This window comes from Pseudomonas sp. GW821-FHT09C08 (assembly GCF_059418125.1).
In genome coordinates this window covers 412,136-431,497 of sequence record NZ_JBWKPG010000003.1, presented here as the reverse complement: position 1 = coordinate 431,497, position 19,362 = coordinate 412,136, and the positions used below count along the sequence as shown (strand labels likewise).

Here is a 19,362-nt window from a genome sequence, read left to right as displayed (position 1 = left end):
GAATGCCGTTAAATGTGGGAGCTGGCTTGCCTGCGATAGCGATTTCGAGGGCGCCAATCACAACTTGGCGATCGACACCTCGGTGGATTTCACGAAGGCAATCACTTCGCTGCCGATCACCAGCTCCAACTCTTTGACCGAGCGCGTGGTGATCACCGAAGTGACGATGCCGGACGCGGTCTGTACGTCGATTTCCGACAGCACGTCGCCTTCGACGATTTCCTTGATGGTGCCTTTGAATTGGTTACGTACGTTGATGGCTTTAATAGTCATGCGATTTCTCCTGGGGTCGAAATAGCTGCAAGTTGTTAGCTACTAGCTGCAAGTCAAAGCACTTTGCTTTCCCTTGCAGCTTGAAGCTGAAAGCTTGCCGCTGCTTTATTGCGCCCAACGCAGTTGCGTAGGCAGCGGTGAAACAGGTTCGGGTTCCGGCGGCGTGCCGGGCAACGACAACACACGGTTCAATACTTCGGCTTCCAGCGCGGCCAGGCGATGTGAGCCCCGCACCCGTGGGCGCGGCAGGTCCACGATCAGGTCGAGACCGATTTCGCCGTCTTCGATCAGGATCACCCGGTCGGCAATCGCCACGGCTTCGCTGACATCGTGGGTCACCAGCAACACGGTGAAACCGTGCTTTTGCCAGAGGTTCTCGATCAGCTGCTGCATCTCGATACGGGTCAGGGCATCCAGCGCGCCCAGCGGCTCATCCAGCAGCAACAGGCGCGGTTGGTGGATCAGCGCACGGGCCAGGGCCACGCGTTGCTTCTGGCCACCGGACAAGGCCGCTGGCCATTCATTGGCACGTTCGGCCAAGCCCACCGCTTCCAGGGCTTCCAGCGCCTTGGGACGCCAGTTGCCCTTGAGGCCCAGGCCAACGTTGTCGATGATCTTTTTCCACGGCAGCAGGCGCGCTTCCTGGAACATCAACCGCGTGTCCTCAATCGCCTCGCTCAACGGCGCGGAGCCGGCCAGCAGCTCGCCGCCGCTGGCTTTGTCCAGGCCGGCAAGCAAGCGCAGCAAAGTACTTTTACCGCAGCCGCTGCGGCCGACCACGGCCACGAACTGGCCGGCCGGAATGTGCAGGTCGATGTCCTTGAGCACTTCCCGCGCACCAAAGGCCTTGCGCAATTTGCGCACCGCCAGCGGGATACCCTTCAACAGGCGTGGAGGTTGTTGAGCGGTCATGCCGCACCTCCTTTATTTACTTGGTAAGCCGGGTGCCAACGCAGCCACACACGCTCCAGGCCGCGGGCGGCCAGGTCGGCGAGCTTGCCGAGGATGGCGTACATGACAATGGCCAGGACCACCACGTCGGTTTGCAGGAATTCGCGGGCGTTCATCGCCAGGTAGCCGATGCCGGAGCTGGCCGAGATGGTTTCCGCCACGATCAACGTCAGCCACATAAAGCCCAGTGCGAAACGCACGCCCACCAGGATCGAAGGCAACGCGCCCGGCAGGATCACTTGACGGAACAGGCTGAAGCCGGACAAACCATAGCTGCGCGACATTTCCACCAGCGCCGGATCGACGTTGCGGATGCCGTGGTAGGTGTTCAGGTAGATCGGGAACAGCGTGCCGAGGGCGACCAGGAAAATCTTCGCGGTTTCGTCGATGCCGAACCACAGGATCACCAGCGGGATCAGCGCCAGGTGCGGCACGTTGCGGATCATCTGCACCGAGCTGTCCAGCAGCCGTTCGCCCCACGTCGACAGGCCAGTGATAAAGCCCAGGGCCAGGCCGATACTGCCGCCGATCACGAAGCCCAGGCCGGCACGCCAGCCACTGATGGCCAGGTGCGTCCAGATTTCGCCGCTGCGGACCAAGTTGATCCCGGCCTCAATCACCGCGCTCGGCGCCGGCAGAATGCGCGTCGACAACCAGCCCGCCGACACCGACAACTGCCACACCGCCAGCAAAAGAATCGGTAGCACCCACGGTGCCACGCGATGGCTCAATTTTTCAAAGTTCATGGCAGCGCCTCAACTCTGTGACGCAGCTTTGGGAAGGATGTCGTTGGCGACCATCTCGCCAAACGGGCTGACGTAACCGGCGCTTTTCGGCAGCTCGGGACGTTCGATATCCAGGTGGGGAAACAGCAGTTCCGCGACGCGATACGACTCTTCCAGGTGTGGGTAACCGGAGAAGATAAAGGTGTCGATGCCCAGTGCGGCGTATTCCTTCACGCGTTCTGCCACGGTTGGGCCATCGCCCACCAGCGCGGTGCCTGCGCCGCCGCGTACCAGGCCGACGCCAGCCCACAGGTTGGGGCTGACTTCCAGGTTGTCACGGTTGCCGCCATGCAAGGCAGCCATGCGTTGCTGGCCGACGGAATCGAAGCGCGCCAGGGAGGCCTGGGCACGGGCGATGGTGTCGTCGTCCAGGTGGGAGATCAGTTTGTCGGCGGCTTTCCACGCCTCTTCGTTGGTTTCACGCACGATCACATGCAGGCGAATACCGAAGCGCACGGTGCGCCCCAGCTTCGCGGCCTTGGCCCGCACCTGCGCGATTTTTTCCGCGACAGCCGTCGGCGGCTCGCCCCAGGTCAGCACCATTTCCACTTGTTCGGCTGCCAGGTCCTGGGCCGCTTCGGAGGAACCGCCGAAGTACAGTGGCGGACGCGGCTGCTGGATCGGCGGGTAGAGCAATTTCGCGCCTTTGACACTGATGTGCTCGCCGTCGTAATCGACGGTTTCGCCTTCCAGCACACGCCGCCAGATCCGCGTGAACTCCACCGAGGCCTGGTAGCGCTCTTCATGGCTCAAGAACAAACCGTCGCCGGCCAACTCTTCCGGATCACCGCCCGTCACCAGGTTGAACAGTGCACGGCCACCGGACAGGCGATCCAGGGTCGCGGCCTGGCGCGCGGCCACCGTCGGGGAAATGATCCCGGGGCGCAGTGCGACAAGGAATTTCAAACGCTGGGTCACCGGAATCAGCGAAGCCGCCACCAGCCACGAATCTTCGCAGGAGCGACCGGTAGGGATCAGCACCCCACCGAACCCGAGGCGGTCCGCCGCCTGGGCCACTTGCTGCAGATAACCGTGATCAACGGCGCGAGCGCCTTCGGCGGTGCCAAGGTAATGGCCGTCGCCGTGGGTAGGCAGGAACCAGAAAATATTGAGGCTCATGGAGTTGTCTCCTGAAGAAGTCGGATTACGGCGCTTTGGCCACAGCGGCAGGTGGCGTCCAGATCACGTCCTTGATGTTCAAGGGTTTGGGGATCAATTTGAGTTGGTAGAAGCTGTCGGCGATTTTCTGTTGGGCCGCCACCACTTCCGGCGTCAGGAAATGCGCACCGTAGCCTTGGCGTTTCACCGAGGTCAGGGTGATGTCAGCCGGCAGGCCGAGCAGCGGCGCCACTTGTTCAGTGACTTCCTGCGGGTTGGCCTTGGACCATTCGCCCACGGCGCGCACTTCTTCAATCAGCGCCTTGACCACTTCAGGGTGTTTTTCGGCGTAGGGCTTGGTCGCCAGGTAGAACTGATGGTTGTCGGCGATGCCGGTACCGTCACGCAGGGTGCGCGCTTGCAGCTGTTTCTCGGCGGCCGCCTGGTAGGGGTCCCAGATCACCCACGCATCGACACTGCCACGCTCGAACGCGGCACGCGCATCGGCGGGCGGCAGGAAGACGGTCTGCACGTCGGTGTATTTGAGGCCGGCATCTTCCAGCGCACGCACCAGCAGGTAGTGCACGTTGGAGCCTTTGTTCAGCACGATTTTCTTGCCCTTGAGCTCGGCCACCGATTTGATCGTCGAGTCTTTCGGCACCAGGATCGCTTCACTGGTCGGCGCTGGAGGCTCATAGGCCACGTAGACCAGATCGGCACCGGCCGCCTGGGCGAACACTGGTGGGGTTTCGCCCGTGACGCCAAAGTCGATCGAGCCGACGTTCAGGCCTTCGAGCAATTGCGGGCCGCCGGGAAACTCGGTCCACTGCACCTGCACGCCCTCGGCGGCCAGGCGTTTTTCCAGGGTGCCCTTGGCCTTGAGCAGCACCAGGGTGCCGTATTTCTGGTAACCGATACGCAAGGTTTCGGCAGCCTGGGCTTGAACCATGGCGCCGAAGGACACAGCCGCAGCAAACAGTGCGACCAGACCACGACGCAAGATGACAGTGCGCATGGCGCTCTCTCCAAATAGTGCGATTAGGGGGTTGGCTGCACCTGCTTGGCCGTTGGCGGCTGAGTAAGGTGAGTACTTCTAAATGGCTGGCTGAGGCTCAGATGCTCCAGCGAGCACTCAACAAACGTTCATTCAACACATGGGGGTCAAGCGGTTTCGGGCGACGGGCCATGGCGCCGTAAAGCGTCTCCAGGGCCTCGTGCAAACGGTGTTCGAGCACAGGCACCAGTTGCGCCTGGGCACTGCCTTCGCCATAGGCGATCTGGCTGTCTTCGGCAAAGATGCCGTGAAGCAATTCCTGCGCCTTGAGGGCTGACAAAACCGGCTTCAAGGCGTAATCCACCGCCAGCATGTGGGCGATGCTGCCGCCGGTAGCCATCGGCAACACAATCTTGTGAGCCAGGGCGCGTTCGGGCAGCAGGTCGAGCACGGTCTTCAGCGCGCCCGAGAACGACGCCTTGTACACCGGCGTGGCGATCACCAGGCCATCGGCGTTAGCCACTTGCTGCAACAGGTCAATGACCTTGGGACTGTCGAAGCGCGCGTGCAGCAAGTCTTCAGCCGGGAAGTCCCGTATCTGGTAACTCACCACTTCCACCCCTTTGTCTTGCAACCACTGACGGGTTTTATCCAGCAAGACCCCGGAGCGGGAACGCTGGCTGGGACTGCCTCCAAGTGTTACGACCAACATGCAGGAATTCCTTGAGCAGGTGTCGGCGGTTCGCTGTGTGACGATGGCGCCAAGATGGAACAGACCTTATCAGCAGATTTATATATCTTTAAATCTTATTTTTTCATGTGTTTATTCTTTAAATGCATATGAGCGTTATCAAATCCCAGGCGAAAAAAAAGGCCGTCGAAACGGCCTGAAAACCCTTGCTATGTGAGTCGTCGGAACTATTGCTATCGCCGGCAAGCCAGCGCCTACAAATGGAATGCGATCACCTGTAGGAACCGGCTCGCCGGCGATGGCGGTGTCAGCCTTAACGATTAGGCTGAGGGGTAAGGCGCAGATACGGCTTCACCGCCCGGTAACCCTTCGGAAAGCGCTTCTTGATTTCTTCCTCGTCCTTGAGCGAAGGCACGATCACCACTTCATCACCGTCCTGCCAGTTGGCGGGGGTGGCGACCTTGTGGTTGTCGGTCAGCTGCAACGAGTCGATGACCCGCAGGATTTCGTGGAAGTTGCGGCCGGTGCTGGCCGGGTAGGTGATGGTCAGGCGAATCTTTTTGTTCGGATCGATCACGAACAGGGAGCGCACGGTGAGGGTGTCACTGGCGTTCGGGTGGATCAGGTCATAAAGGTCCGACACCTTGCGATCGGCATCCGCCAGGATCGGGAAGTTGACGATGGTGTTCTGGGTTTCGTTGATGTCCTCGATCCACTTGTGGTGCGAGTCCACCGGGTCTACGGACAGGGCGATGGCCTTGACGCCGCGCTTGGCGAACTCATCCTTGAGCTTGGCAGTGAAGCCCAGCTCGGTGGTGCACACCGGGGTGAAGTCCGCCGGGTGGGAAAACAACACACCCCAGCTATCGCCCAGCCATTCGTGGAAACGAATCTTGCCGGCGCTGGAATCCTGTTCGAAGTCGGGGGCGATATCGCCCAGTCTTAGGCTCATGGTGTGGCTCCTGGTGAGTGCTTATGGAGCCCACTGTGCATGGATTGACGATTATTTAAAAAGAATAAATATCGATTTATCTAGACGATAAAGGAATATTAAAAATCTGTTCATTGGACGCCGCAACGGGCGAGGAGCAACATCCGCTTCAAGGTTCGAGAAGGCCTTGAGACGCTGTAAAAAGAGGGGTTCAGGAAGGGCCTGCGGGGGTTTGGCCCGACTTGAAACGCAAGACACCTTGCCCGGCGTAGCGCCGGGCAAGGTTTACAGTCTTACTACAGCTTCACGCTACTAGAACAGTGGCAGCGAGTAGCTGACGATCAGGCGGTTTTCGTCCTGGGAGCGGGTGTTCGCCAGGTCGGTACGCCACATAGCGTTTTTCCAGGCGAAGCCGAGGTTTTTCAACGGGCCTTCTGGAATCACGTAGGCAACGGTGATGTCGCGTTCCCACTCGGACTGGCCGGTGGTTTCAGCGCGACCAGCGTTGTTGGCGATGGTGTCGATGTCGCTGCCTTTGAGGTATACAACACCGGCCGTCAGGCCCGGTACGCCAACCTTGGCGAAGTCGTAGGCGTAACGTGCCTGCCAGGTACGCTCGCCGGCACGGGCGAACTTCTGGATCTGCATGTCAGTAGTGATGTAAGCCGACGAACCGTCACCCTGGTTCAGCCAAGGGAAGTCGCTGCTGCCATTGCTGACCTGGTAACCACCACCGAAGGTGTGACCGCCAACGGTGTACAGGAACAAGCCGCTGTACAGGTTGTTGTCGACCTTGCCTTTACCGGCGTTGAAATTGTTGTAGTTACCGCTGGAGAAGTAGGCAGCGGTGTCACCGTTCTTACCGTCGTCAGAGCTGTTGAAATAACGCAGATCAGACTTCAATACGCCCGGACCGATAGCCCAGTTGTGGGTCAGACCCAGGAAGTGCTGCTTGTAGAAGTCTTCCAGGTTGCCGTAGTAGTACTGGGCAGTCAGGTCTTTGGTGATCTTGTAATCGCCACCGGCGTAGTAGAACTTGTTGCTGAATTTGCCAGCATTGTAGTTGGAGCCGCCGTTGGCACCGGCAATCGACAGGTTCTCGTTGTTGCTGGAGTTACGACCCTTGGCCTTTTCGACCTGACCGGCAACCAGCGTCAAGTCCTTGATGTCGTTGGTGGTGATCTGGCCACCTTGGAAGGTTTGCGGCAGCAGACGACCGTCGTTGGTCACGATCACTGGCAGCTTAGGCTGCAGGGTGCCCAGCTTCAGTTCGGTTTGGGAGATCTTGACCTTACCGGTTACGCCCAGGCTCGCGAAATCGTTGACCGCGCGATTGCCGTCGCTCGGGAACACGGTACCGCCGGACGAAGTACCGGCAATGTTACCGCTGGTGCCACGGCCGGAATCGAGACGCACGCCGTACAGGCCGATTGCGTCAACGCCGAACTGAACGGTGCCTTGGGTATAGCCCGAAATGAAGCGCAGATCGAAGCCTTGGCCCCACTCTTCGTTCTTGGACGGTTTTGCAGCGCCATCACGGTTATCGGTGTTGATGTAGAAGTTACGCAGCCCCAGTGTTGCCTTGCTATCTTCGATGAAACCGGCGGAGTTTGCCTGTTGGGCAATCGCAGCTACAGCCACGGCCAACGCCAATGTTGACTTCTTCATGTACCGCTCCTCTCATTTCTAATTTTTGTATTTCTTTGGTCTCGGGTCTGACGCCCTCGATCCACAGATGCGCGATTAGCGCCAGATAGTGACTACCAAGTCAATCGTAACCTTGTGTGTCTACTACCTTCGTCTAATCGCAGTTAATTTGGTCCCTGCAGGGTAATGAGTTTTTCATACACCCAAAAAGAATTGTTTCATTCTTTTTCATACGATTCGGGAATAAGACTTTCCATGGCGCGAACAGGTCAGCATAGACGAGCCGCTCCATAAGCTAATTCCCAAAGGGTATTTGTTAGCGCTTTTTTAGATCGATTAGTGTGGCCGTACCGTTTCATACGTCACCCACGATCAAAAAGGCGACGCCATCATGGCCAAAGGCACATCCTCCCGTCAATTTGTTACAGTTTTTGTGTCACTAATACTTTCTTTTGGTGTCAAAGCCGCCGATTTAACCGTCGGCTACCAAACGGGTATCGATCCCAGCAAAGTCCCACAGGCCGATGGCCTCTATGAAAAGGCCATTGGCGAGAAAATTGCCTGGCGCCGATTCAACAGCGGGCCGGAAGTCGTCACCGCGATCGCCTCGGGTGATGTGCAAATCGGCAACCTCGGTTCCAGCCCCCTCGCCGCAGCTGCATCGCGCAATCTACCGATCGTCGCGTTTATCGTATCGGCGCAGATCAATACTTCTGAAGCATTGGTGGTGCGCAACGGCAGCGGCATCGACAAACCCGAAGACCTGGTCGGCAAGACCATCGCCACGCCCTTTGTCTCCACCTCTCATTACAGCCTGCTCGGTGCATTGAAGCATTGGGGGCTGGACACCCGGAAAGTCAAAGTGGTGAACCTGCAACCCGCCGAAATTGCCGCCGCGTGGAAACGGGGTGATATCGACGGCGCTTTTGTCTGGTCACCTGCGCTCGGAGAGATCCGCAAGACCGGCAAGACCCTGACAGACGCGGCCCAGGTGGGTCAGTGGGGCGCACCGACGTTTGAGGTGTGGGTAGCACGCAAGGATTTTGCGCAAAAACATCCTGACGTAGTGGTCAGGTTTGCCAAGGTCACACTGGACTCTTTCGCTGACTACGCCGCCCATAAAGATGCCTGGACAGTGGACTCCGCGCCGGTACAGAAAATCGCCAAACTGACAGGTTCAAACGCCGCCGACATTCCAGAGCTGTTGGCCGGTACCACCTTCCCGGACGCCAAGGCGCAGCAGACCGACGCACTGCTCAAAGGCGGCACGCCGAAGGCGATTGGAGAGACGGCGAAGTTCTTGAAGGAACAAGGCAAGGTCGAGACGGTGCTGCCGGACTATTCGGCCTTTGTGACCGACCAGTTCATCAAGCCCTGACCCTGTAGGAGCCGGCTTGCCGGCCCCTACAGAACGGGGGTTACAGCGCCTTTTCGAAGATCTTCGAATTACGCTGGTAGTTGTACAGCGACGCCCGTGCCGACGGCAGACGATCAACACTGCTCGGCACAAAGCCCCGCTCGCGGAACCAGTGGGCAGTGCGCGTGGTAAGCACGAACAAGGTCTTCAAACCCTGGGCCCGCGCACGAGTTTCGATGCGTTCGAGCAGCTCATCACCGCGCCCGCCGTGGCGGTATTCCGGATTCACCGCCAGGCACGCCAGCTCACCTGCGTCCGAATCCGCGATCTGATATAGCGCCGCACAGGCGATGATCATGCCTTCGCGCTCGACCACACTGAATTGCTCGATCTCACGCTCCAGCACTTCGCGTGAACGACGCACCAGGATGCCCTGCTCTTCCAGCGGGCTGATCAGGTCCAGCAAGCCACCGACGTCTTCAATCGCCGCCTCACGGACCAGCTCGAATTGTTCCTGGGCCACCAGCGTACCGCCGCCGTCCCGGGTGAACAGTTCGGTGAGCAGCGCGCCGTCTTCGGCGTAACTGACGATATGGCTGCGCCCGACGCCGCCACGGCAAGCCTCGGCGGCGGCATCCAACAGCTCGGCCTGGTAGTTGCTGCCCAGGCGTTGCAGGTGCGCTGGCACTTGCTGCGGACGCAGCTCGCGGACCAGGCGACCATTTTCATCGATCAGGCCGAGGTCGGCGCCGAACAGCAACAGCTTGTCGGCTCCCAGGTCGATGGCGGCGCGAGTGGCGACGTCTTCGCAGGCCAGGTTGAAGATCTCACCCGTGGGCGAATAGCCCAGCGGCGACAGCAACACGATGGAGCGCTCGTCCAGCAGGCGATTGATGCCCTTGCGGTCGACGCGGCGCACTTCGCCGGTGTGGTGGTAATCCACGCCTTCGAGCACGCCGATAGGTCGCGCGGTCACCAGGTTGCCGCTGGCCACCCGCAGGCGCGAGCCCTGCATCGGCGACGAGGCCATGTCCATGGAAAGGCGCGCTTCGATGGCGATGCGCAGGTGGCCGACCGCGTCGATCACACACTCCAGGGTTGCGGCATCGGTGATGCGCAGGCCTTCGTGGTAAGCCGGGGTCAGGCCGCGCGCCTCAAGGCGCGCTTCGATCTGTGGGCGCGAACCGTGCACCAGCACCAGGCGCACGCCGAGGCTGTGCAGCAGCACTAGGTCGTGGACGATATTGCCGAAGTTCGGATGTTCCACACCGTCGCCAGGCAGCATGACCACGAAGGTGCAGTCCCGGTGAGCATTGATGTAGGGCGAAGCGTGACGAAGCCAATTGACGTATTCGGGCATAAAACCTGGGCCTGTAATAAAAAGCAGCCGAAAAAGGATGAATCGTGAAAACGCACAGCGGGCTGATGGTTATCGTCGGAACAGGCTTGGCGACACGCTCGCTCTCCTTCTAAGTACGAACTGGCAACGGTTAATTTATGCAGGTTTCAGGCAGTAATGTTCGATCAATTCACGCAATAGACGCACTGTAGGCGTCAAGCGTGACATTTCGAGGTACTCGCCCGGCTGGTGGGCGCAGGCGATATCGCCAGGGCCGAGCACCAGGGTTTCACAACCAAGGCGCTGAAGATAAGGCGCTTCCGTGCCGAACGCTACTGCTTCGGCACGATGACCGGTCAATCGTTCCGCAACCCGCACCAACTCGGCGTCTTCGGCTTGCTCGAACGGCGGCACTTCGGGGAACAACGGCGCATAGTCGATCTTGACCTTGTGGCGCTCGGCCAAGGGTTCGAGCTTCTGCCGGATCGCGGCGCGCAGCACCTGCGGGTCCATGCCGGGCAATGGCCGCAGGTCGAATTCCAGGGAGCACTGGCCGCAGATACGGTTGGGGTTGTCGCCGCCATGAATGCAGCCGAAGTTCATGGTCGGTTGCGGTACGCTGAATTGCGGGTTGCGGTACTCGCGCTGCCAGGCCAGGCGCAGGCCGCGCAGTTCGCCGATGGCGTCATGCATGGCCTCCAGGGCACTGTGGCCAAGGCTCGGATCCGACGAATGGCCGCTTTGGCCGAGGATGTCGATGCGTTCCATCATCACGCCTTTGTGCAGGCGGATCGGCTTGAGGCCGGTAGGCTCGCCGATCACCGCCGCACGGCCCAACGGGCGACCTGCCTCGGCCAGCGCGCGGGCGCCGGACATGGAGCTTTCTTCATCACAGGTGGCCAGGATCAGCAACGGCTGCTTGAACGGCTGATCGAGCAACGGCAACACGGCCTCAATCGCCAGCGCGAAAAAACCCTTCATGTCGCAGCTGCCCAGTCCTACCCAGCGGCCGTCGACTTCCGTCAGCTTGAGCGGATCGGTCTTCCACAACGCAGCGTCATACGGAACGGTATCGCTATGACCGGCCAGCACCAGGCCGCCGGGGCCACTGCCGAAGCTGGCGAGCAGGTTGAATTTGCCGGGGCTGACTTGCTGGATGTCGATGGCGAAACCCAGGTCACCCAGCCAACCGGCGAGCAAATCGATGACCGGTCGGTTGGTCTGGTCGAGAGACGCTTGGGTACAACTGACCGAAGGCGCGGCAATCAGCGCGGCGAACTGCTCTTTCATGGACGGTAATGGCATGCGCGGCCTCTCAACTTCCCGGATGAGCCCCACTATAGAGCCATCTGCACGACACAATAAACCGTTGCGGCGCGTTGCCGGGCTCAGTCCTGTACACTGCACGGCCTTGGCAGCCACTCTTTTCCCCGGCTGCGCTCCCGATCCTGGATTTTCCGGCCATGCAGAAAGAAACCGAAATCAAGCTCCGCGTCAGCCGCGAAACACTCGCCGCGCTGCGTGAGCACCCGCTACTGAAAAAACGCAACAAAAGTGGCTGGGAACGCCGTGAGTTGATGAACCAGTACTTCGACACCCCCGAACGCGACCTGGCCCAGGCCAAGGTCGCGCTGCGCCTGCGCAAGGACGGTGACGACGTGATCCAGACCCTCAAGACCCGTGGCCAGAGCGTCGCCGGTTTGTCGGAACGTAACGAGTACAACTGGGAATTGCCCAAAGCCAAGCTCGACGTGAAGAAACTCGACGGCGACTGCTGGCCCGAGCAACTGGCCGAGCTGGATAAAAAGACCCTCAAGCCAATCTTCACCACTGACTTCGTGCGTGAGCGCGCCGAAATCGCCTGGGGCCGAGGCAAGGCCAAAGTCGTGATCGAAGCGGCCCTGGACCTCGGCCATGTGGTGGTCGGCAAGCAGAAAGAAGAAATCTGCGAGCTGGAACTGGAACTGCGCGAAGGCGAACCGGCGGCCCTGTTGGAACTGGCCGCCGAGTTGGCCGCCACCCTCGCACTGATGCCGTGCGACATCAGCAAGGCCGAGCGCGGCTACCGCCTGTACGACGCCAGCAGCTACTCCCTGAGCCTGCCGGCGCCGCAGCTGCACGCCGAAATGCCGTTGGATGACGCGTTCGCCGCGATCATGTGGCACCTGTTGGGCAGCAGCCAGCGCCTGGCCGAGCAATACCGTTTCACTGGCCACTGGCGCCTGTTGCAGGACTGGGTCGACAACCTCGGCGAACTGCGTGCCCTGATCGGCAGCCTCGGCCAGGCCGCACCGCGTCAATCCACCAGCGAACTGCGCAGCGCACTGGATGCCCTGCTGGAAGACTGGCGCCCGCTGGTGCAGGCCGGTGACGACGATGAAGACATTCGCAAAGCCGCGCCGGAGCAGTTCATCGAAGAATTGGACGACGTGCGCTGGGGCCTGTTCTCACTGAACGCTTCGCGCTGGCTGCTGGCGCGTGCCTGGACGGCCGATCGCAATGTGCGTGGCAACCGCCAGGGCGCCGCGCAAATCACCAACTGGCTGCCGCGCCTGCTCGCCGACGATGCCGTCGCCCTGCAACTGCCGCGCTACCAGCAGCAACCGGAAGACCTCGCCGAGCAACTGCCGCGTATCGAACGCATCCAGGCCTGGCTGCATCATGCCCGCCAGGTGGTAGACATTCCGGAACTGGACCGTCTGTACGGTGAGCTGAACAAGCTGGTGCAACTGGCTAACCAGCCGATCACCGATGAATCGCTGGATGCGCGCATGCACCAGGCGATTGCGGTGTATCAGAACCGCGCGTGGAAGACCCTGCTGCGTCTGTAAGCGCTATCGCCAGCAAGCCGGCGCCTGCATTGGCATGCATTCCCCTGTGGGAGCCGGGCTTGGCCGCGATGCGGCCGGCTCGGTCAGCGCAGGACCGGCAGGCTGGTGGTCGACTTGATCTCGGATAACGCGACGATCGAGTTGACCTCCTGGATCCCCGGCACCATCGACAGTTTTTCGAAGAAAAACCGCTCGTACGCCTCAATATCCGCCGTCACGATGCGCAACAGAAAATCCACCGCCCCCATCAGCACATAGCACTCCAGCACTTCCGGAAACCCGCGAATCGCCTCGGTGAACTCGGTGAAGTTGGACCGCCCGTGGGCGTTGAGTTTGATCTCGGCGAAAATCTGCGTGTTGAGGCCGATCTTCTTGCGATCCAGCAGGGTGACCTGGCCACGGATCACGCCCTCCTCCTTGAGCCGCTGAATGCGCCGCCAGCACGGCGACTGGGACAGGCCGACCTGCTCGGCGATCTGCGCGCTGGAAAGCGAGGCATCCTCTTGCAGCAGGGCCAGGATGCGGCGGTCGTAGGCGTCCAATTCGTTGTGCATAAAAATACCTGTTCTGATGCTTATCTTGAATTGATTGAGTTTATTAATCGTCAATTTCGCCCATCTTAGATAAGAAATCTCCGGTGGCGAATGTAAAAATTTCTCCAGTCGAATCTGGAGAGTCCGCATGCACGCCGTCGAAACCACCCACCCTGCCACCCGCGTCGATGCATGGGCCGTCAGCAGCGCCCATTGCCAGGCGCATTATCAGATCGTTGCCGAGGCTGAACCCGATGTGGTGTGCCGGGTACTCAACTATTTCGCCCTGCAGTTCCTCACCCCCGCGCAGGTGTCGGTGAACCGCGAGGCAGACCTGCTGTACATCGAAATCGTGATGGATGGCCTGAGCTGGCACCGCGCCCAAGTGATCGGTGAAAAGATTCGAAACCTGATCAGCGTGTGCTCGCTGCACGTGGACCAAGCCGACTGCGTAGGGGCTCAGGCGCTGGTGGCAGCGATTCGGTAAAAGGCTGCAATACACGCGGGGAGGAAGATATCCAGGCGCTGGCTAGCGTGTAGCTTACATCCGCTGCCAGCCAGGAAACCCGCATGCCCCTTGACCGTCGATTGGAACTGCATCAACTGCTGCCGGCATTGGTCGACGATGGGCTGGTCACACCCGAGGTGGCGCAACGGTTGGCGACCCTGCCGGCCAGTCACAGCCGGCATCCACTGGAATGCATCGCTGCCGAAGGCCCCTGCCTGGAAACCCTGACCCAGTGGCTGGCCGAGCATGTCGGGCAAGCGTATCTGCGCATCGACCCGCTGAAGATCGACGTGGCGACGATTGTGCCGCTGATGTCCTACGCCTTCGCCCAACGCCACGCCATCCTGGCGGTCGCGGTGGATGCGCAGACCGTCACGGTCGCCAGCGCCCAGCCCTATATCACCAGCTGGGAAGCCGGACTTGCCCAAGTACTCAAGCGCTCGATCCAGCGCAGGGTAGCCAACCCGCAAGAGATCCAACGCTGCATCGGCGAGTTTTATCGATTGGCGAAGTCCGTCAGTGGCGCAGAGCAAAAGGTCGCGACGCCCGGCACTGCAGACCTGCTCAACCTCGGTGCCAGTGACCAGGAGGCAGATGCCAATGACGCGCATATCGTCAATATCGTCGACTGGCTGTTGCAGTACGCATTCGGCCAACGGGCCAGTGATATCCATGTCGAACCGTGCCGCGACCAGGGCCGGGTGCGCTTTCGCATCGACGGGATGTTGCACGACGTGTATCAGTTTCCGCCCCAGGTCACGATGGCGGTGGTCAGCCGCTTGAAAAGCCTGGGCCGCATGAACGTCGCGGACAAACGCAAACCCCAGGACGGTCGGATCAAGACCAAGAGCCCGACAGGTGCAGAAGTTGAGCTGCGCCTCTCGACCTTGCCCACCGCGTTTGGCGAGAAACTGGTGATGCGGATTTTCGACCCGCAGGTGCTGCTCAGGGATTTTGACCAATTGGGCCTTTCCAGCGACGACCAGCAACGCTGGCAGGCCATGACCCGGCAGGCGAATGGCATCATCCTGGTGACCGGGCCGACCGGCTCAGGCAAGACCAGCACCCTTTACACCACGCTCAAGCAACTGGCGACCCGCGAGGTCAACCTGTGCACCGTGGAAGACCCGATCGAGATGGTTGAGCCTTCGTTCAACCAGATGCAGGTGCAGCACAGCATCGGCCTGACCTTCGCCAGCGGCATCCGCGCCCTGCTGCGCCAGGACCCGGACATCATCATGATCGGCGAGATTCGCGACCAGGAAACCGCAGAAATGGCGATCCAGGCTGCGCTGACCGGACATCTCGTGCTGTCGACTTTGCATACCAACGATGCACCGGGTGCCATCAGCCGCCTGCAGGAACTTGGAATTGCTCATTATTTGATCAAGGCTACGCTACTGGGAGTCATGGCGCAGCGCCTGGTGCGCCTGTTATGCCCTCACTGCAAGCGCGCCATGGATGACACCCACGAGGCCAGCGGTTGCGTTGAGTGCCGACACAGCGGCTACCGCGGCCGTGCCGGGGTCTACGAGGTGATGGTCATGACTGAACACCTCAAGGCCCTGATCACGCCCGGCGCCGATGTGCACGCCCTGCGTCAGGCGGCCATTGCCCAGGGCATGTGCAGCCTGCGCATGGCCGGCATGCACAAGGTAAAGGCGGGGCTCACCTCGCTCGCGGAAGTATTACGGGTAACGCCTGGGGATTCGGTAACAAATCCTTTGCTGGTTGCGCGGTGAAAGCGTCTTTATCGGTGACAACCCCGTTACAATCGGCCGGCTGTCGCTTTACTGACATTCTTAGATAAGGAATCGCTATGCAGATCGGAACCGTACTGCTTCTTTTCGTGGGGTTGGCCGTCGCCATCCTCTTCATGGGTTTCAAGGTAGTGCCCCAAGGCTACCAGTGGACGGTCGAGCGCTTTGGCCGCTACACCAACACCCTCAAGCCCGGCCTGAACATCATCATCCCGGTCATGGACCGCATCGGTCGCAAGATCAACGTGATGGAAAGCGTGCTGGATATCCCGCCGCAGGAAGTGATCACCGCCGACAACGCCACCGTGCAGATCGACGCCGTGTGCTTCTTCCAGGTGGTCAATACCGCCCAGGCCGCCTACGAGGTCAACAACCTCGAGCACGCCATCCGCAACCTGCTGCAAACCAATATCCGAACGGTGCTCGGCTCGATGGAGCTGGATGCGATGCTCAGCCAGCGTGACGGCATCAACGAAAAACTGCTGAAAACCGTGGATGAAGCCACCGCCCCCTGGGGTATCAAGATCACCCGTATCGAGATCAAGGACATCAGCCCGCCCGCCGACCTGATGGCTGCCATGTCCGGCCAGATGAAAGCCGAGCGGATCAAGCGTGCGCAAATCCTCGAGGCCGAAGGCCTGCGGGCATCGGCGATCCTGACCGCCGAAGGCAAGAAGCAAGCGCAGATCCTCGAAGCCGAAGGTAGCCGTCAGGCGGCCTTCCTTGAGTCCGAGGCCCGCGAGCGCCAGGCCGAAGCCGAAGCGCGCGCCACCCAGGTGGTGTCGGAGGCGATCGCATCGGGCAACGTGCAGGCGGTCAACTACTTCGTCGCGCAAAAATACATCGACGCCCTGGGCAAGCTGGCTTCGGCCAACAACAGCAAGGTCATCCTGATGCCGCTGGAAGCCAGCCAAGTAATCGGCGCGGTCGGCGGTATCGGTGAGATCGTCAAGGCAACGTTCGACAGCAAGAAAGGCTGAGGCCATCGCCATGTGGGATTTCCTGCTGAATTTGTCATTCTGGGATTGGCTGGCGCTCGGCACCGTGCTGTTGATACTCGAAGTGTTCGGCGCTGGTGGCTACCTGCTGTGGATGGGCATCGCAGCAGCCGCAGTCGGCGTGATCAAGTTCCTGGTCCCGCCCTTGGGACTGGAATGGCAACTGCTGCTGTTCGCCGTATTGTCGATCCTCACGGCGGTGTATTGGTGGAAACGCCAGCGCAGCAGCGCCAAGGTCAGTGACCAACCAGGGCTGAACGAACGTGGCTCCGAGCTGGTCGGGCGCACCTTTGTGGTGCATCAGGCAATTGTCGAGGGTCGCGGCAAGGTAAAAGTCGGCGATGGCGTGTGGATGGTCACCGGTCCCGACAGCCCTGTAGGCGCTCACGTACGGGTAATTGGTCGGGAAGGTGCAGTATTGAAGGTTGAAACTGTTTAGTCAGTGATGGAACTCGGCTGGGCTTACTACAATCATAAAGTACAGATAACCCACCCGGAGTCACCCATCATGCGTCTCAAATATGCTGTCGCAACCCTTGCTGTGCTTTCCCTCCCTGTCGGTTCAGCCATGGCCGACAGCTTCTGGCGCAATGTCATCTCGTCGGGCGCCACCACCGGCTCGACGTACCTGACTTTCAAGGACCACAAGCTGGTGGTCGCCGCACAAGACGACGCCGGCAGCTTTGTTGCCAGCGACGGCGGCATCCGTGGCCCATACCTGGAAGCTGCGATGCAGAAAGTCCGCGCCGATAACCCTGGCCTGCAGGCCACGGACATGGAGCTGGCCAACGCCATCCTCGCGAAAAACGCTGTCACCGAGTGATTTTCACTCCCTGAAGAATGCCGCTGATAAAGCGGCATTTTTTTGCCCGTGACACGACGATTCATTCACGGATGACAGGCTATATTCAGTCTAGCCGTGCAACCATGCCGGTACTGATACCTTGCCTACTCATCGCCAATCTGAAACGGATGCCTTCGTCGTCATGAGCCAACAGCCTTTTCTGCCATTTTCCAAACCTACCATTGATGAAGCCACCATCTCGGCGGTGGGCGACGTATTGCGCTCGGGCTGGATCACCAGCGGGCCAAAAGTGCAGGCATTCGAGGCGCAGCTGTCGGAATACTTTGGCGGTCGCCCGGTGCGTACGTTCAACTCTGGCACCTGCACCATGGAGATAGCCCTGCGCATCGCGGGCATCGGCCCAGGTGATGAAGTCATCACCACGCCGATCTCCTGGGTTGCGACGGCCAACGTGATCCTGGAAGTGGGCGCCACGCCGGTGTTCGCCGACATCGACCCGGTCACTCGCAATATCGACCTGGCCCAGGTCGAAGCAGCGATTACCCCGCGTACCAAGGCGATCATCCCGGTGTACCTCGCCGGTCTGCCGCTGGATATGCCGATGCTCTATGCCCTGGCTAACAAGTACAACTTGCGCATCATTGAAGACGCGGCCCAGGCGCTGGGTTCCAGCTGGGATGGCGAGCGCATTGGGGCCACGGGTGACTTCGTGTCGTTCAGCTTCCAGGCCAACAAGAACATCACCTCCTCCGAGGGCGGTTGCCTGGTGCTGAATAACGCTGAAGAAGCGCGCCTGGCAGAAAAATATCGCCTGCAGGGCGTCACCCGCACGGGTTTCGACGGCCTGGATGTGGATGTGCTGGGCGGCAAGTTCAACATGACCGATATCGCCGCCGCCATCGGCTTGGGGCAGTTCGCGCATATCGAGAAGATCACCGCCCATCGCCAGAATCTGGCGCGACACTACTTCAAGTGCTTTGGCAGCGACTTCGAGGAAAAGTATGGCGCGCAATTGCCGCCGGCGGACTTCGAGAACAGTAACTGGCACCTGTTCCAGCTGGTGCTGCCGGAGCGTCAGGACGGCCTGCCCGCCCGCGCGACCTTCATGGAGCAGATGCAAGCCCATGGCGTCGGCATTGGCTATCACTACCCGCCGATCCACCTGCTGAGCCTGTATCGGGCGCAGGGATTCAAGGAAGGCATGTTTCCGGTAGCTGAGCGTGTGGGACGCTTGATCGTGTCGTTGCCGATGTTTACGGCGATGACAGAGGCAGATGTGGAGCGTTCGGTGGCAGCCGTCAAGGCAGTGCTGCAAGCCGGCTAGTCACAATCGACTGTGAGAGCTGGCTTGCCTGCGACTGCATCACCTGGGTATCACTGATACACCGAGGTGCCCGCATCGCAGGCAAGCCAGCGCCTACATGGTTTACTCGCCGATGGCAGCTTTGTAGCCGGCGGCGTCCAGCAGTTTTTCCAGGTCAGCCGGGTTGCTTGGCTTGAGCTTGAAGATCCACGCGCCATACGGGTCAGAGTTCAGCAGCTCAGGGCTACCACTCAGCTCTTCGTTGACGGCAATCACTTCGCCTGCCACCGGAGCGTAGATATCCGAAGCGGCCTTGACCGACTCCACCACACCCGCCTGATCAGTCGCGCCAAACTGGGCGCCAACCTCGGCCAGCTCAACAAACACCACGTCCCCCAGCGCTTCCTGAGCGTGGTCGGAAATACCGACAGTCACCGTGCCGTCAGCTTCCAGACGGGCCCATTCGTGACTTTCAGCAAAACGCAGGTCGGCAGGGATATCGCTCATAATCTGTGTCCTCAAGAAGTAATGTCAGCGGCCTTTGGCCTGCCGGAAATA

General features: G+C 60.3%; 20 protein-coding genes. 8 read left to right on the top strand and 12 right to left on the bottom strand.

Features of this window, described 5'->3' with window-relative positions:
* Positions 1-57: 57 nt before the first annotated feature.
* The 8 genes from AC07OJ_RS13015 to AC07OJ_RS12980 all read right to left on the bottom strand — a co-directional run bounded on the left by AC07OJ_RS13015 (position 58) and on the right by AC07OJ_RS12980 (position 7,391).
* Positions 58-273: a TOBE domain-containing protein gene (locus tag AC07OJ_RS13015; protein WP_003213899.1), complete on the bottom strand. Its 216-nt coding sequence runs from the start codon at positions 271-273 to the stop codon at positions 58-60.
* A 105-nt stretch (positions 274-378) separates the two neighbouring features.
* Entirely contained in the window at positions 379-1,185 is an 807-nt protein-coding gene (ssuB, locus tag AC07OJ_RS13010; RefSeq protein WP_065902300.1) for an aliphatic sulfonates ABC transporter ATP-binding protein, read from the bottom strand.
* Complete coding sequence (gene ssuC, locus AC07OJ_RS13005) at positions 1,182-1,970, bottom strand: aliphatic sulfonate ABC transporter permease SsuC (RefSeq protein WP_065902302.1); 789 nt, start codon at positions 1,968-1,970, stop codon at positions 1,182-1,184. Before ssuC ends, ssuB begins: the two co-directional genes overlap by 4 nt.
* Before the next feature lie 9 nt (positions 1,971-1,979).
* Positions 1,980-3,128, bottom strand: a complete 1,149-nt coding sequence (ssuD, locus tag AC07OJ_RS13000; protein WP_495094621.1) for an FMNH2-dependent alkanesulfonate monooxygenase — start codon at positions 3,126-3,128, stop codon at positions 1,980-1,982.
* A 25-nt stretch (positions 3,129-3,153) separates the two neighbouring features.
* Positions 3,154-4,122 carry a sulfonate ABC transporter substrate-binding protein gene (locus AC07OJ_RS12995; RefSeq protein ID WP_120450412.1) on the bottom strand — a complete coding sequence of 323 codons (969 nt, stop codon included), beginning with the start codon at positions 4,120-4,122 and terminating at the stop codon, positions 3,154-3,156.
* Positions 4,123-4,219: 97 nt separating this feature from the next.
* Complete coding sequence (gene ssuE, locus AC07OJ_RS12990) at positions 4,220-4,813, bottom strand: NADPH-dependent FMN reductase (RefSeq protein WP_015886424.1); 594 nt, start codon at positions 4,811-4,813, stop codon at positions 4,220-4,222.
* A 292-nt stretch (positions 4,814-5,105) separates the two neighbouring features.
* On the bottom strand, positions 5,106-5,744 hold the full coding sequence (locus AC07OJ_RS12985; protein ID WP_003213910.1) for a peroxiredoxin: 639 nt from the start codon (positions 5,742-5,744) through the stop codon (positions 5,106-5,108).
* A gap of 291 nt (positions 5,745-6,035) precedes the next feature.
* Complete coding sequence (locus tag AC07OJ_RS12980) at positions 6,036-7,391, bottom strand: OprD family porin (RefSeq protein ID WP_495005795.1); 1,356 nt, start codon at positions 7,389-7,391, stop codon at positions 6,036-6,038.
* Between the two features lie 370 nt (positions 7,392-7,761).
* Here AC07OJ_RS12980 and tauA point away from each other — a divergent pair, with 370 nt between their 5' ends.
* Complete coding sequence (gene tauA, locus AC07OJ_RS12975; RefSeq protein ID WP_495094620.1) at positions 7,762-8,748, top strand: taurine ABC transporter substrate-binding protein; 987 nt, start codon at positions 7,762-7,764, stop codon at positions 8,746-8,748.
* Between the two features lie 40 nt (positions 8,749-8,788).
* Here the strand turns inward: tauA and argA are convergent, their stop codons facing one another.
* Together argA and argE are read right to left on the bottom strand one after the other, a co-directional pair.
* A complete protein-coding gene (gene argA, locus AC07OJ_RS12970) occupies positions 8,789-10,087 on the bottom strand; it encodes an amino-acid N-acetyltransferase (protein WP_065902312.1) in 1,299 nt (432 codons plus the stop codon).
* A gap of 135 nt (positions 10,088-10,222) precedes the next feature.
* On the bottom strand, positions 10,223-11,371 hold the full coding sequence (argE, locus tag AC07OJ_RS12965; protein WP_065902314.1) for an acetylornithine deacetylase: 1,149 nt from the start codon (positions 11,369-11,371) through the stop codon (positions 10,223-10,225).
* A gap of 158 nt (positions 11,372-11,529) precedes the next feature.
* On the opposite strand from argE, the gene AC07OJ_RS12960 reads away from it, so the two are divergent.
* Complete coding sequence (locus tag AC07OJ_RS12960) at positions 11,530-12,897, top strand: CYTH domain-containing protein (RefSeq protein WP_495094619.1); 1,368 nt, start codon at positions 11,530-11,532, stop codon at positions 12,895-12,897.
* An 83-nt stretch (positions 12,898-12,980) separates the two neighbouring features.
* Here the strand turns inward: AC07OJ_RS12960 and AC07OJ_RS12955 are convergent, their stop codons facing one another.
* Entirely contained in the window at positions 12,981-13,451 is a 471-nt protein-coding gene (locus AC07OJ_RS12955) for an Lrp/AsnC family transcriptional regulator (RefSeq protein ID WP_495094618.1), read from the bottom strand.
* Between the two features lie 127 nt (positions 13,452-13,578).
* Between AC07OJ_RS12955 and AC07OJ_RS12950 the strand changes: the two genes are divergently transcribed.
* From AC07OJ_RS12950 to AC07OJ_RS12925, 6 genes are all read left to right on the top strand, one after another.
* On the top strand, positions 13,579-13,917 hold the full coding sequence (locus AC07OJ_RS12950; RefSeq protein WP_495005794.1) for an ACT-like domain-containing protein: 339 nt from the start codon (positions 13,579-13,581) through the stop codon (positions 13,915-13,917).
* A gap of 83 nt (positions 13,918-14,000) precedes the next feature.
* Complete coding sequence (locus tag AC07OJ_RS12945; RefSeq protein ID WP_495094617.1) at positions 14,001-15,680, top strand: GspE/PulE family protein; 1,680 nt, start codon at positions 14,001-14,003, stop codon at positions 15,678-15,680.
* A 77-nt stretch (positions 15,681-15,757) separates the two neighbouring features.
* Positions 15,758-16,678 (top strand): SPFH domain-containing protein, encoded by a 921-nt coding sequence (locus AC07OJ_RS12940; RefSeq protein WP_065902324.1) that lies wholly within the window; start codon positions 15,758-15,760, stop codon positions 16,676-16,678.
* Positions 16,679-16,688: 10 nt separating this feature from the next.
* Positions 16,689-17,135, top strand: coding sequence for an NfeD family protein (locus tag AC07OJ_RS12935; RefSeq protein ID WP_065902326.1), 447 nt, complete (start codon positions 16,689-16,691; stop codon positions 17,133-17,135).
* Positions 17,136-17,204: 69 nt separating this feature from the next.
* Positions 17,205-17,519 (top strand): DUF2388 domain-containing protein, encoded by a 315-nt coding sequence (locus tag AC07OJ_RS12930; protein WP_003176799.1) that lies wholly within the window; start codon positions 17,205-17,207, stop codon positions 17,517-17,519.
* Between the two features lie 163 nt (positions 17,520-17,682).
* Complete coding sequence (locus tag AC07OJ_RS12925; RefSeq protein WP_065902328.1) at positions 17,683-18,825, top strand: DegT/DnrJ/EryC1/StrS family aminotransferase; 1,143 nt, start codon at positions 17,683-17,685, stop codon at positions 18,823-18,825.
* A gap of 102 nt (positions 18,826-18,927) precedes the next feature.
* Here AC07OJ_RS12925 and gcvH read toward each other — a convergent pair whose 3' ends face one another.
* Positions 18,928-19,311 (bottom strand): glycine cleavage system protein GcvH, encoded by a 384-nt coding sequence (gene gcvH, locus AC07OJ_RS12920; RefSeq protein ID WP_065902330.1) that lies wholly within the window; start codon positions 19,309-19,311, stop codon positions 18,928-18,930.
* Between the last annotated feature and the right edge of the window lie 51 nt (positions 19,312-19,362).